This is a genomic window from Micromonospora sp. NPDC002717, assembly GCF_040295705.1.
Taxonomy (GTDB): Bacteria; Actinomycetota; Actinomycetes; order Mycobacteriales; family Micromonosporaceae; genus Micromonospora.
This window is the reverse complement of sequence record NZ_JBEOVW010000012.1, coordinates 1-13,107: the sequence shown is the minus strand read 5'-3', so window position 1 is coordinate 13,107 and position 13,107 is coordinate 1. Positions and strand designations below refer to the sequence as shown.

12 protein-coding genes and 1 tRNA gene are annotated in these 13,107 nt (G+C 70.0%); 7 read left to right on the top strand and 6 right to left on the bottom strand.

From position 1 onward, the window contains the following. Positions 1–60: 60 nt before the first annotated feature. A complete protein-coding gene (locus ABT006_RS19130) occupies positions 61–861 on the bottom strand; it encodes an ABC transporter ATP-binding protein (protein WP_350708073.1) in 801 nt (266 codons plus the stop codon). After that, on the bottom strand, positions 858–1,865 hold the full coding sequence (locus ABT006_RS19125) for a LacI family DNA-binding transcriptional regulator (protein WP_350708072.1): 1,008 nt from the start codon (positions 1,863–1,865) through the stop codon (positions 858–860). The genes ABT006_RS19130 and ABT006_RS19125 overlap by 4 nt, the downstream gene beginning before the upstream one ends. 450 nt (positions 1,866–2,315) lie before the next feature. Here ABT006_RS19125 and ABT006_RS19120 point away from each other — a divergent pair, with 450 nt between their 5' ends. The 7 genes from ABT006_RS19120 (at position 2,316) to ABT006_RS19090 (ending at position 8,883) form a co-directional block, all read left to right on the top strand. Next, the gene (locus ABT006_RS19120; RefSeq protein ID WP_350708070.1) at positions 2,316–3,326 is read left to right on the top strand and encodes a dihydroorotate dehydrogenase; all 1,011 of its coding nucleotides are present in this window, start codon (positions 2,316–2,318) and stop codon (positions 3,324–3,326) included. 29 nt (positions 3,327–3,355) lie between these two features. Then, a complete protein-coding gene (locus ABT006_RS19115; RefSeq protein WP_350708068.1) occupies positions 3,356–4,180 on the top strand; it encodes an IclR family transcriptional regulator in 825 nt (274 codons plus the stop codon). After that, positions 4,177–4,800 carry an orotate phosphoribosyltransferase gene (locus ABT006_RS19110; RefSeq protein ID WP_350708066.1) on the top strand — a complete coding sequence of 208 codons (624 nt, stop codon included), beginning with the start codon at positions 4,177–4,179 and terminating at the stop codon, positions 4,798–4,800. Before ABT006_RS19115 ends, ABT006_RS19110 begins: the two co-directional genes overlap by 4 nt. Before the next feature lie 115 nt (positions 4,801–4,915). After that, positions 4,916–5,389, top strand: a complete 474-nt coding sequence (locus ABT006_RS19105) for a hypothetical protein (protein WP_350708064.1) — start codon at positions 4,916–4,918, stop codon at positions 5,387–5,389. Next, complete coding sequence (locus tag ABT006_RS19100; protein ID WP_350708062.1) at positions 5,386–6,684, top strand: Zn-dependent hydrolase; 1,299 nt, start codon at positions 5,386–5,388, stop codon at positions 6,682–6,684. Before ABT006_RS19105 ends, ABT006_RS19100 begins: the two co-directional genes overlap by 4 nt. Further along, the gene (locus ABT006_RS19095; protein WP_350708060.1) at positions 6,678–7,529 is read left to right on the top strand and encodes an iron-sulfur cluster-binding protein; all 852 of its coding nucleotides are present in this window, start codon (positions 6,678–6,680) and stop codon (positions 7,527–7,529) included. The genes ABT006_RS19100 and ABT006_RS19095 overlap by 7 nt, the downstream gene beginning before the upstream one ends. A gap of 40 nt (positions 7,530–7,569) precedes the next feature. Beyond that, a complete protein-coding gene (locus ABT006_RS19090; RefSeq protein ID WP_502891006.1) occupies positions 7,570–8,883 on the top strand; it encodes a dihydroorotase in 1,314 nt (437 codons plus the stop codon). An 18-nt stretch (positions 8,884–8,901) separates the two neighbouring features. Here ABT006_RS19090 and ABT006_RS19085 read toward each other — a convergent pair whose 3' ends face one another. The 4 genes from ABT006_RS19085 to ABT006_RS19070 form a co-directional block, all read right to left on the bottom strand. Then, entirely contained in the window at positions 8,902–9,576 is a 675-nt protein-coding gene (locus tag ABT006_RS19085; RefSeq protein ID WP_350708055.1) for a DUF6891 domain-containing protein, read from the bottom strand. A gap of 506 nt (positions 9,577–10,082) precedes the next feature. Continuing rightward, complete coding sequence (locus ABT006_RS19080; RefSeq protein WP_350708053.1) at positions 10,083–10,853, bottom strand: methyltransferase domain-containing protein; 771 nt, start codon at positions 10,851–10,853, stop codon at positions 10,083–10,085. Between the two features lie 374 nt (positions 10,854–11,227). After that, positions 11,228–11,355 (bottom strand) — tRNA-OTHER (locus tag ABT006_RS19075). Between the two features lie 1,476 nt (positions 11,356–12,831). Next, positions 12,832–13,107: transposase (locus ABT006_RS19070; RefSeq protein ID WP_350708051.1), on the bottom strand; the 276-nt coding region annotated here is incomplete at its 5' end.

The following is a 13,107-nucleotide window of genomic DNA, read 5'->3' as shown; positions in this document are numbered from 1 at the left end:
AACCAACCGGTGCCGGCGCGACGGCCGGTGCCGTCGGCTCGGGTGTCGAGGTCTGAACCGTCACAGTTCCCCCCGCAGCATGGCCTGGAACTCCGCGAACCGCGGATCGAGCTTCGTACGCGCGTCCCGGGGCCGGGGCAGGGGGACGTCGTGGACCGCGCGTACCCGGCCGGGGCGGGGTGAGAGCACGACCACCCGGTCTGCGAGGTAGGTGGCCTCGTCGACGCTGTGCGTCACGAACACGATGGTCTTGCCGGTCGCGGTCCAGATGTTGAGCAGGTCGTCGTGCAGCTTCTCCCGGGTGATCTGGTCGAGTGCGCCGAAGGGCTCGTCCATCAGCAACAGCATCGGATCGTGGGCGAGCGCCCGCACGATCGAGGTCCGCTGCCGCATCCCGCCGGAGAGTTCGCGCGGCAGCGCGTCGGCGAAGTCGGTCAGTCCGACCAGGCTCAGCAGTTCGCGTACCCGAGGCTCGTACTGCTGCCGCGGCTCCTTCAACGTCTCCGGGGCGATGCAGGCGTTACGTAGGACGCTGCGCCAGGGCAGCAGGACCGGCTCCTGGAAGACGTAACCGATGTCCCGGCCGGGTGTCGGCTGGCGTGACCACTCCGCCTGCCCGGAGGTGATGGTGTCGAGGCCCGCCATGATCCGCAGCAGGGTGGACTTGCCGCAGCCGGACGCGCCGATGATGGCGAGGATCTCGCCCTGCCGCACGTCGAGCGACACCTCGTGGAGCGCGCGCACCACCTTGCCCCGGTCGGACCGGTACTCCTTGGTGATCTGCGACAGCCGCAGCAGAGTCTCCTGCCCGGCCTGTGGGGAACGGCGTTCGGTGATGGGGTTTCCGGTTGGCACACTCATGGCTGTCCACATCCACAACTTGTTCGGAACACGGGCTCGGCGGGCAGGGCGATGTGCCGCGCCGGTCGGTACGGGTCGCGTATTCGCTCCTCGAGAAGCGTCAGGGCGCCGGCCGCGAGCGCCGGCAGGGGCTGCCGCATGGTGGACAGCGGTGGCGTGGTGTAGGCGCTGACGTCCGTGCCGTCGAAGGACACGATGGCGACGTCTCGCGGTACGTCGAGTCCCCGTTCGCGCACGGCGCGCAGCAGGCCGAGTGCCTGCCGGTCCGAGGCGACGAAGACGGCGGCCGGGAAGGTCAACCGGTCGAGCAGTTCGTTCCCGGCCGCCCGGCCGCCCTCCGGCGTGAAGTCCGCCGGTACCTCCCACACGCCTTCGGTGACGCCGTGGTCGGCCAGCGCCTGCCGCCAACCGGCGGCCCGGTCGCGCCCGACGATGGTCTCGCTCGGGCCGGACAGGCACGAGACCTGCCGGAAGCCGTGCTCGACCAGGTGGCTGGTGGCCAGCCGGGCGCCCTGGTGGTGGTCCACCGCGACCGAGTCGTACCGGGCCGTCGCGTCCGCCGGCACCCGGTCGAGTACCACCACCGGGCAGGGTGCGTTGGCCAGGGCGGATGCGGTGGACGGGCTCTCGTGGTGCGGCACCCACAGCACCCCCTCGGCCCGGACATCCCCCATGGCGGCGAGTCGCTCGCCCTCCTCGCCGCCGTCGGAGTGCAGCAGGAACAGCAACTTTCCGCGGCGTGCCGCCTCGGTCTCGATGGCGTTGGCCAGTTCGGCGAAGAAGGGGTTGCCCCCGTCGGGCATCAACAGGCCGAGGAAGCCGCTGCGGGTACGGCGGAGCGCCTGGGCCACGCGGTTCGGGCGGTAGCCGAGGTCCCGGATGGCTGCCTCGACCCGGGCCCGGGTGGCCGGTGCGACCGGGCGTGGACCGCCGTTGAGCACGTAGCTGACCACCGACGGCGAGGTCTGCGCCCGCCTGGCCACATCGGCTCGAGTCACCTTCATGAACACCTCCGGGGGAAGGAGAGCCGAAGATACGTCCATCACACCGGGTAGTCAATACGTGTTGATAACCTCGGCCCCGGCCGACGCTCGTCGGCGTCACCGGCACGCGTGACCGTCGCCCCGGCGAGACAGAAACGTTACTTCGGCCAGTCGGAAGTCATCCCGGCCGCCAGGCGCTCTCGGCACTCTGTAGCGCGCCCTCCAGACCGGATCAGCGGTCCCGGAAACAGCGCTGGGTAGCCGGAGAGCAGAAGCCGTCCGGCGGGAGGCCCGCGCCACGGCTAGCAAGCAACGCTTGACCACACCGCTTTCCACATGCTGAAACGCGCCGACTCTCCGAGCGGTGCGAAAGCTCTTACGCTGCCCGGGACAGAGGGTTCCACCCCTTGACGAAGCACGGCCGGTGACGCATAGTCGACTCTTCCCAGACGGAAGAGGTACATCCGCGTCGTGGAAACGAGACTGCACGCCTCGACCGACAACTCGGGTATTTCAGTCGCCATCCCGGGCGGCGAGACCGACTCGAGAGCTCGGTTCTGGACCCAGGAACAACGAACCAGCATCGATTTATCTGTCACTCTCGGTGATATCCGGCTGAGTAACCCGGTCATGCCCGCGTCCGGCTGTTTCGGCCCGGAGCTCGGCACGCTGGTGCCGCTGGACGAGCTGGGCGCGCTGGTCACGAAGACCGTCTTCGCCGCGGTGCGCTCCGGCAATCCCGCACACCGCATCACCGAGACTCCCGACGGAATGCTCAACAGCGTCGGCATCCCCAGTCCCGGTATCGACGAGTTCCGCTCCCGCGTACTCCCCCGTTACCTCGCCACCAACGTGCCCACCATCATCAGCGTCGGCGGGCTGACCGTGGCGGAGTACTGGACGGCGACGGAGCAGCTGGCCGGCCACGGTGCCGCGGCGCTCGAGGTGAACGTCTCCTGCCCCAACCTCGAACACGGCGGCCTGGCCATCGGCACCGACGCGGCCACGGTCGAACGGGTCGTGTCCGGTGTGGTGGCCCGCTCGCACGTACCGGTGTTCGTCAAACTCACCCCGAACGTGACGTCGATCGTGGACATCGCCCGCGCCGCGGAGCGCGCCGGCGCCACGGCCATCACGGTGGCCAACACCTTCCCGGCAATGAGCGTGGACGCCACCCGCCGTACGGCCGTGCTCGGCAACGGCGTCGGCGGACTGTCCGGTCCCGCGGTGAAACCGATCGCGCTGCGCCTGGTCTGGCAGGCCGCCCGCGCGGTCGACATCCCGGTCATCGGCTGCGGCGGCATCAGCTCGGCGCGGGACGTCCTGGAATTCCTCCTCGCCGGGGCGAGCGCGGTCCAGGTCGGGACGGCCAACTTCGCCCGCCCGTACGCCATGGCGGAGATCGTGCGGGAGCTCGGGCCGCTGCTGGCCGCATCGGGCACCATGTCCGTCTCGGAAGTCGTCGGCTCGCTACGGGTCTGAGCCCGCCGAGCCCATTCGAAGGAGACAGCGTGCAACCGGTCGTCAGAGCGCTGGAAATGCTGCGGACCCTCGCCCGTCACGGCGACGGGATGAGCATGAAGGACCTACACGAGACGCTCGACATCCCGCTCGGCAGCGCGCACCGGCTACTGGCGGTCCTGGCCGAACAGGAGTTCGTCACCCGATCCCCGGTCAACCGCCGCTACTTCCTCGGCCCCGCCGCCCGTCAACTGGCGGAGCAGAACAGCCGCCGTACCTCCACACTGGTCGCCCCGCACCCTGCGGTGCTCGCCGCGGCCGCCGAGTCCGGGGAGACGGTGTTCCTCGCCGAACTGGTCGGCAACCGGGTGGTCTGCATCGCTCTCATCGAAAGCGTGCACCCGCTGCGACTGTTCGTCCGGATCGGCCAGGAAATGCCGCTGCACGCGGCGGCGTCCGCCCGCGCTCTCCTCGCCGACATGGACACCGACATCGTCCGCGCGCTGCTCGCGGAACGGCCGCTCACCGCGTTCACCCCGGACACCCCGGCCACCCCGGACGCCGTGATCGAACACCTCGCGGTCGTCCGGGCCCGAGGCTACGACGTCTGCGACGACGAACTGGACCGAGGCGTGTGGGCGGTGGCCGCGCCTGTTCGCTCGTCCACCGGCACGACCTGCGCGAGCATCACGCTCGCTGCGGCCGCCGACCGGATGCGTGATCCCGTCGCCCGGGCCCGGGCGACTCATCTGGTGCTCGCCACGGCGGCCCGGCTCAGCGCCGAACTCGGTTACAGCAGCGAGTTCACCCCGTCACCGCTGATCGTCGATGCCGACCAGACCGACAGCACCGCGACCTACCGAGGGACCCCATGACCAGAGCCGCACCCAGCACCATCGGCACCGGCGACACGACCGCCTTCCAGAACCGCCACCAACGTTGGCTGGAACTCGCCCGTGATCTGCGCGCCGCGGCGTGCCTGCCCGGCGAGTTCACCCTCGCACCGGCCGGCCCGATCGACGTGTACATAGATGTCTTCCTGTTCGAAACCCGCCCGACGATCCTGCGGCGGATGGCCGCCCTGATGGCCGACCTGTTGGACGCCACGACGGACCGGCTGGCCGGCCGGGCAGAGGTGGCACCGCTCGTCACCGCCCTGTCCCTGGAGACCGGTCTGCCCTTCGCGGTGGTCCCCACCGCTGCTGCCGGCGACCACCCGACGCAGATCGAGGGAGAACTGCACGCGGGCGAACGCGTCGTCCTCGTCGAGGACGTGATCATGTCCGGCTCACGCGCCACCAGCGCCGTCCACGCGCTTCGGGACCGCGGCGCGGTGGTGCCCGCCGTACTGGCGGCCGTCGACCGCAGCGGCGGCCAGGGCGAGGCTGCGGCCCGCTGCCCCGTCCGGGCCCTGTTCACCCCAGCGGACCTGCACATCCCCGATCAGCCACGAGTCCGGGACCGCCAGGGCACAGTCGACGTACCAACAGCGTGACCCGTTTTCCACCGCTTCACCCGAACTCCGACCGCTGTCAGTCCACTGGATCCTGAAAGGGGGACGGCGCTTCCTCCCCATGGCCAACGCCGAGGGTCACCGCGCCACGAACGCCATGAACACTCACCCAACACCGGCGAGCCAGCTCGCCGCAGCTGTCGACGAACTCCACCGGGCGGTCGCGGCCGACCGTGCCGGTGCCGCGGCGGCCGTCGAACTCGTCGGCGCGGCGATCGCCGACGACCTGCGGCCGTACACCCCGACGGTGGTGGTCGTGCGGGACACCCTCGACGACGGCGTGCTGGCCCACGTCGTGTCCCGGGAGCTGGACCTCCCCACCGTACGCATCTACGAAGACTCCGGGCTGCTCTCGCTGAGCCCGCCCCCGGACCCCGGAGCACGCGTCGCACTTCTCGGCGCCTCCTGGCACGACGTGGCGGCGCTGCCGGCGCTGCGGCTCCTGCTCGCCCACGCCCACGCCGAGGTGGTGGCGGTCGCGGCGGCGCTACCCGTCACCGACGCGGTCCTGGCAGCCGTCGACGGCACCCCGGTCGTCACCGCCGCAGCCTCCTCGCGGACACAGCGATGAGCCTGGACACCGTCGCCGTCGCCCTGCCCCGGGCCGACGCCACCCGGTTGGCCGACCTGCTGACGCAGTTCGCCGAGATCAGCGAGAGCACCGACGGCGTGACGCGGCTCGCGTACACCCCGCTGGAACGCGCGGCGCACCGGATGTTCACCGACCAGCTCTCCGCGCTGGGCCTGCGAACCTGGACCGACGCGGCGGGCAACAGCTACGCCGAACGGCCCGGCGATGCCGGGCCCGCCCCTGCCGTCGGCACCGGCTCCCACCTGGACAGCGTGCCCCGGGCCGGACGGTTCGACGGCATTGCCGGGGTGGTGGCCGCCATGGAGGTCGCGCGGCTTCTCGTCGAGGCGGACGTACGGCACACCCACCCGATCAGGTTCGTGGCGTTCGCCGGTGAGGAGGGCGCGCGGTTCGGCCAGGCGTGCACCGGCAGCCGGATCGCGGCGGGCCTGCTGAGCTCGTCCGATCTGGCCGACCGGCGGGACGTCCACGGAGTGAGTCTCGCCGAGGCCATGCGGGCTGTCGGTCTCGATCCGAGCCGCGTCGAGGAAGCGCGCTGGCGCGCGGACGACTGGGCAGCGTTCGTGGAGCTGCACATCGAGCAGGGTGGCGTGCTCGAAGCCCAGGGCGTGCCGATCGGCATCGTCGACCTCATCTCCGGCAGCACCCGGTTCCGCCTCGACCTGCACGGCCGCGCCTCGCACACCGGCGGGACGCCGATGCACCAGCGGGCCGACGCCATGACGGCCGCGGCGGAGATCACGCTCCTCGCCGAGAGCATCGCGACCGACCCCCGGCACCACGGCACTCGGGCCACGGTCGGCCGGCTGGAACTCGAACCGGGCTCGATCACCACGATCCCCGGCGAGGCTCGGCTCTACGTGGACATCCGCGACGTGGACAGCGACCGGCAGCGGTCGACAGCGACCGAGCTGATCCACGGCGCCCGCGCCATCTGCGACCGCCGCGGAGTCGGCCTGGACATCGAGTTGCTCGGCGACGCCTCCCCGGTGGTGCTGCCGATCTGGCTGCGCCGCCGGATCGCCGAGACCTGCACCGCCACGGGGACGGCGTACCGGGTCCTGCCCAGCGGCGCCAGCCACGACAGCCAGATGATCAACAAGGTGGTGCCCGCGGGGATGATCTTCGTGCCGAGCCGGGCCGGGCTGAGTCACGTCCCCGAGGAGTGGACGAGCAGCGCGGATCTCGCCGCCGGAACCGACCTGCTCGCCCGCAGCCTGCTCGCCCTCGATCACGAACTGACCACGACGTCCCCGGCGGAGGGGCCATGCTGAACACCACCAGCGGACGACTCGTCCCGCTCGACCTGCCGCCGGCGCACCGGCCCCCACCCACCTGGCACCACGCGCCGGTCCTGCGCCACGAACCGGTCGGCGACCGGTACCGGTTCCTCCGCCTGCACGCCCCGACCATCGCCACCCGGGCCCAACCCGGCCAGTTCGTGATGCTCACGGCGGCCCGCGCCGACGAGACCGCCCCCGTCCTGCCGCGGCCGATGGCGATCTACGACACCGCACCCGAACACGGCACGTTCGACGTGATCTACGGCGTCGTCGGCGGCGGTACGCGCCGGCTCGCCACCTTCGCCGTCGGCGAGACCATGCTCGCGACCGGTCCGCTCGGGCAGGGGTTCCACCTCTCCCCCGCGACCAGCCGGGTGCTGCTGCTGGGCCGGGGCATCGGCACCTGTTCGCTGACCATGGTCGCCGCGGTCAACGCCCGCCGTGGCGGTACGACCGTCGCCGTCATCAGCGCCCGCCATCCCGGTGCGCTGATCGGCGCCGACACCCTGCGCCGGGACGGCGTCGAGCACCTGCACCAGGTCACCGACGCGGACGGGACCAGTGAGCCGGACTTCCTGTCCACCCTGCTCACCTCGACGCTGGACGCCGACCCTCCGCAGCTCATCCTCACCTGCGGCTCGCAACGGCTGACCGACCTCGCCGCCGACCTCGGGAACCGGTGGAAGGCGGAGGTGCAGGTATCCGTCGAGGCGCACATGGCGTGCGGCCTCGGATACTGCCACGGCTGCTCCTCAGGACAGCGGAGCGTGGGGGCTGAGGCGCCCCTGGTGTGCCTCGACGGGCCGGTGTTCAGGTGGGGATCCGCGGATGACTGAGCCTGGCGGGAACCTGCGGCCGCTGTCCCGGCAACCGCTGCTGCCACCCACCGTGCTGCGGGGCGTACGACCCTACGGCGAGGAACCGGTGGACCTGCTGATCGACAACGGCCGGATCGCCGCGCTCGATCCCGCCGGGCAGGGACCCGCCGTCCACAGCATCGACTGCCACGGCCTGATCGCGCTGCCAGCGCTCACCGACCTGCACACCCACCTGCGCCAACCCGGCGCGGAGGACGCGGAGACCATCGCCACCGGCACGCTCGCGGCGGCCAAGGGCGGCTACGCGACGGTGTTCGCGATGGCGAACACCCAGCCGGTGGCGGATGATCCGCGACGCGTGGAGTACGTCGCCGAGGTCGCCGAACGCACCGCACACTGCCAGGTACGGCCCGTGGGCGCGGTCACCGTCGGCCTCGGCGGCACCACGCTGGCACCGATCGAGGCGATGGCCGCCTCGGCCGCCCGCACCCGGATGTTCTCCGACGACGGCCGGTGTGTGGAGGACCCCGCGTTGATGCGACAGGCGCTGCGCCGGGCGGCCGACGTCGGCGGGTTCATCGCCCAGCACGCCCAGTCCTCGCCGCTGAGCCCGAACGCCCAGGCCAACGACGGCGCGGTCGCCCGCGAGTTGGGCCTGCCCGGATGGCCCGCCGTCGCCGAAGAGGCGATCATCGCCCGGGACTGCGTGCTGGCGGGCGCGGACGACACCCCGCTGCACATCTGCCATGTCTCGACGCGAGGCAGCGTGGAAGTAATCCGCTGGGCCAAATCGCGGGGCTGGCCGGTCACCGCGGAGGTCACCCCGCACCATCTCCTGCTCACCGACGAACTGGTACGCACCGGTGACACCCGCTACAAGGTCAACCCGCCGCTGCGCAGCGCCCAGGACGTGACGGCCCTGCGGGAAGCGCTCGCCGAGGGGATCATCGACGTGGTCGCCACCGATCACGCGCCGCACCCCGCCGCCACCAAGAACCGTCCCTGGTGCGAGGCGCCCCCCGGCATGCTCGGACTGGAGACCGCGCTGCCGGTCGTCGCGGAGACCATGGTGCGCACGGGCCTCATGTCATGGCGCCGCCTCGCCGAGGCGATGGCCATCCGGCCGGCGGCGATCGGCGGAACAGCTGTCGGCGGCGGGGATCCGCTCCAGGTGGGCATGCCCGCCACGCTGTGCCTGGTCTCCACCGACGCCGACTGGACGGTCGACGCGGCCCGACTGGCCAGCCTGGCCAGGAACACACCGTTCTCCGGTCATCGGTTCTCGACTCGGGTTGCCGCCACGATCATCGGCGGCAGGCTCGCCTGGTCAGCCGACCCGGTCCGGACGACTCAACCCACGCCTGACCCATGAAGTCGAGTCTTCGCTGATTCAGGCCAATGGCGTGTACCACTGGGCGCCGGTCACCCGTATCCGCCTGGATTGCTTGCGGTTCCACTCCACCCGCATGCCGTGCTTGCGAAGCACCGGAAAGGCGATCTCGTCCAGTAGCCGTTCCAGGTCGGCCTGGTAGCGGGCCTGCTGTTCGGCCTCCGGCAGGGCGGCATAGGCGACCTCGTCGAAGTCCGCTGGCGGATAGGCGCCGTAGCCCAGGTAGACCTCGCCGTCCTCGCTCGCGAGCAGCGACTCCGTGTCCTGCTGGTGGTACCAGAGGTACCCGTGCCAGTGCCGGGAATCGTCCCGCTCGTCGTGGATCTCAGCGGCCGCGCAGGTGCCACAGCAGCTGAAGTTCTCCCTGGCCAACACGCCGAGCTCGTTGAGATCGACGAACGCGCGGGTGAGGTTGCTCCGCACCTCGCCCCACTCACGCTGCTGCTCCCGCCGAGCAACCAAAGCCTTTTCGTACGCCGCCCTGAGCTCCTCGTCGGTGGCGCCGTGGCGCTGCTCGTCCTCATCGAAGAAATCCACGAACTCGTCGGCGTCATCCTGGCCACGCACGACCCAGTCCCAGATTTCGGCCTCGATCTCCCCACGGCCCGGCTCCGCAATCCGCTCGGCCAGGAACCTGACACCCTCAGGGCGATCGTTGTAGATCCATTCAGTCACGGCGACGATCTTTGCACGGGCCTGTGACAGGTCTGAGCCAAACGGAAACCGGCACGCGGCAAGCGTCCATCGTGCTCATGGATGCGCATGTGGGGCCCAGGTACTGACCCCGGCTCCAGAGAAGGGCCGGGGCCTGACTCGGGCCCCACATGGTCGGGATCTGCGAAGGCAGGCCCGCGTGGACCCACGCCTCGACCGCCCGGCTTCGCGGTCACCGCCCGCCGGGCCGGCCGCCGCCGCGCCCGCCTGCCGGCCCGGCGCCTCGGCGTTGATGAAGACGCCCGCGACCACTGCAGCCAGCAGCATGATGCCCGCCGAGGTCCAGGTGGCCGCGGAGGCGCCCGTCCGGATCTTGTGACTCGGTCTGACTGCTCGCTTACAAGCTCTGTGCGGATCGTCCGGCGTCGTCTGTGCGCGTTCGCTACCTCGGGCAACTGTCCGTGCCCGGCGGCCGCCGGGCGTTCTCGTCCCAGCGTGTTGCTGTCACTGTTGCTGTCGACAGTCGCCTACGCCGCCGCGACGACGATGAACAGGGTGACGGATGCGAAGAAAGGACGAGTAGCGAGGTGGTCGAGCCATTGGTCGGCTGCCTTTGCGCCTAGGTAGCCCGCACTTACTGCGCGCTCAGTTACTCGCCGAAAACCCAAGACCTTATCCGCCGCCTCGGCGTCTTGGAAGGTGGCCGTGATCGGGATGACCTTGGTAATGGCAAAGCCGGCACTTGCAGCGAGTCGAGGAAGCTGTCGACCAATGCACCCGTTGCGCACCACTTGCTCGGTCACGAAACGCGTGTAGGCCCGCGCAAGAGCTAGGTCGGAATAATCGACGATGAGCGTGTCCCAGTCGGGCTCGGCGAACACGGCGCACCCGCCGGCACGCAGGACTCGCCGTGCCTCGGCAATAACCGTCGCCGGATCTACGACATGTTGCAGCACCCGATCTGTGTGTGCCCGGTCAACGCTACCGCTCGACATGTCGAGGGCGTGGATGTCGCACTCACGGACCTGAACTTGTGGCAGCTCCGCCGCGCGAGCGGCGGCTTGCTCGACGTGCACGGGATCGTGGTCGAGGCCGATGACTCCACCGTCAGGTCCAACCGCTTCCGCGAACGCAGGGAGATCAGCGCCCGGACCGCATCCGAGGTCCAGCACTACATCATTACGGCGGATTGCGAGCTCGGAGGTCGCCAGGCTCTTGTATGACCGCCCGAGATCCGAGGCGGCAAGGCGTACTAGGTAGTCGTCTGGGCACGTCTGTTCGAATAGCGACTCGGGCATTTGGCCACGCTAGTCTCTGCCTCGCCTTCACCGCTGCCCTGCACTGGAACTACGGCGCCCACCAGTCCACCAACTACAGGTAACGGGGTCCCGGCCGGCCTGGTCATCGCGCCGGCCACGCCTAGTCACCTGGGCAGACGTCGTCACCAGTGGTCGTCGTTGGTCGCTCCCGATCGACCTCCGACGGCCTGGTGACGGCCTGGACCTGGTCTTCGTCGACCCCTTGACCCCCAGGCAACCAACACGGGACGTTGACCTGCGGCTACGAATCCGCTGAGCTGCCAGGACGATCCCCCAGTGTCCGTGGCAGTCCGCCGGCGTCCGTCCCGATCGTCACCCAAATAGTCACCCAACCGTGCTGGGAAGACTACGAGCGGACCGGAGGGGATTTGAACCCCCGGTGGGGCATGGCACGCCAGCGGCCCCACGCGCCTTCGAGCCGCCGCGCGTGCACGGCATCCGGCATCTCAGCGCTGCAATAACCTGCCTCTGCCACCGGTCCACCGACAGTCTGCCCTGGCACTGTCAGCTTGGGAATCGGGTTGATCTACACTCTCGGTGACTATCTGGCCCGACCAGTGGCTACGTACCGTCGATTGAAGACCTCGTGGCATGTTGGGTCGTGCCCCTGTTGACCCCTACAACGGGCACGGGTCGGGCACGACCTTGCCGCAAGCGTATGGTCAAGCCGTGGACTACGGGGACTTCGGGTTCTTTGGTGCCGTTGCTCTACTACTCTGCGGTGGTCTTGGATGCGTAGTCCTCGTGGGACTCGCGGGAATGCTAGCGGTGTGGTGGCGAGAGAAGTGATGGCGCCAGCCTTCGCCATCGGAGGGGAAGCTGACGCTTCGGTGTGAAGGAACCACTAGCCGTCCATGAGCTGCGTCAGCAGCGGCGCTGAGCTGTCCGAACGGTCCACCGGAGTCCACGAACGTCCACCGCCGAACGTGGCCGTAGTCGCTCAGTTAGTCACCCGGGCGCTGTCGTATCGGAAGCTACTCCGACTGCACCGGCAGGACTGATGCGAACGGGTTGTACTTTGCGCGCCGCGCCTCTTCGATCTCTAGGGCTCGGCTGAGGATGGCAATCGCGCACCTCCGGGAGCAGGTCACGGCTGCCATGTTTGTCTGGACGGCTCGGCCCCCGTTGTGATCAACCGATCGCAAGGTCGTCTCTGCGACCTGGACCCAGCTTCCTGCCAACTGTGAGTTCCAGCTCTCGTTAGAGCAATCCGGATTGGCGCAGGTAGCCATGTGGTTCCTCCCCCTGATCGGCAGAGGAGAGCCTACGCCCGCTTGTCGCCGCCACGCCCGATAGCCACGCCGTCTGCCGTCGACCCGCCCTCCTGGGGATCGGGCCGTCGCCCGGTCTGCCACGTCAAGCGGACCTTGACGCACGAACGGACGCTGCCGGAACAGCCTGAGTCGGTGTCGGCTCTCGTGTCACGGACCGCGCCCCCGGCGGACACCGCCACAGTGGCGCAGTTGACCCAACCTCGCCCGGCACGGACCCGGCTCCCGGGGTCGAAGCTGGCCACCGGCGGCCACCCCTCCCCTCCCCGGCGAGGGGTTGATCTGACCCGGAGCGGCTGCGGAGCCGGCTCCTGGACGACCGGCATGCCTTCGTGCGGCCACCGCCCCCATGCTTGGGGCTTGCCGCGCGGACCCGGCAGGCCCTTCCCTGCGCCGCGCTGTTCAGGCGCGGCGCAGGCCGGCTGCCGGCGACGAACCTACACCACTGTCCCCGCTATCCCGTCTGCGGCGGCCCCGGGTTCCCCGCTCTCCGCGCCAGCCGCCGGGCGTGTTGCGTGGCCGGCGTGGAGCGACAGCGGAGCGTCGGACGCGCGCCCAGGCGGCGGCGCGTGCGGCCCGTCAAGGGCCGCCTTGAAGACGTACAGAAAGTTTGAACCACTTCGCCGGCAGCCGGCTGTCCTGCGCGGGAGTGTCAAGTTAACGGCTGATCTTGGTTGTTGAGGTGGTCAGTGGTTGGCCGGGGTGAGCCGGCCCTCGAAGGCGATCTGGAAGGCGTTCAGGGGCGCTTTCCAGCGCATGGTCCAGCGCCGGCGGCCGGTGCCGGTCGGGTCGAGACTCATCAAGGCCATGTAGACGCACTTGAGCGCGGCCTGCTCGTTCGGGAAGTGGCCGCGGGCGCGGACGGCCTTGCGGATGCGGGCGTTGACGCTCTCGATCGCGTTCGTGGAGCAGATGACCTTGCGGATCTCCACGTCGAAGGCCAGGAACGGCACGAACTCGGA

Excerpts from the sequence above, each read along its gene's own strand:
- ABT006_RS19105 (WP_350708064.1), top strand. The coding sequence starts at position 4,916 with ATGAACACTCACCCAACACCGGCGAGCCAGCTCGCCGCAGCTGTCGAC.
- ABT006_RS19080 (WP_350708053.1), bottom strand. The coding sequence starts at position 10,853 with ATGCCCGAGTCGCTATTCGAACAGACGTGCCCAGACGACTACCTAGTA.
- ABT006_RS19095 (WP_350708060.1), top strand. The coding sequence starts at position 6,678 with ATGCTGAACACCACCAGCGGACGACTCGTCCCGCTCGACCTGCCGCCG.
- ABT006_RS19125 (WP_350708072.1), bottom strand. The coding sequence starts at position 1,865 with ATGAAGGTGACTCGAGCCGATGTGGCCAGGCGGGCGCAGACCTCGCCG.
- ABT006_RS19100 (WP_350708062.1), top strand. The coding sequence starts at position 5,386 with ATGAGCCTGGACACCGTCGCCGTCGCCCTGCCCCGGGCCGACGCCACC.
- ABT006_RS19110 (WP_350708066.1), top strand. The coding sequence starts at position 4,177 with ATGACCAGAGCCGCACCCAGCACCATCGGCACCGGCGACACGACCGCC.
- ABT006_RS19130 (WP_350708073.1), bottom strand. The coding sequence starts at position 861 with ATGAGTGTGCCAACCGGAAACCCCATCACCGAACGCCGTTCCCCACAG.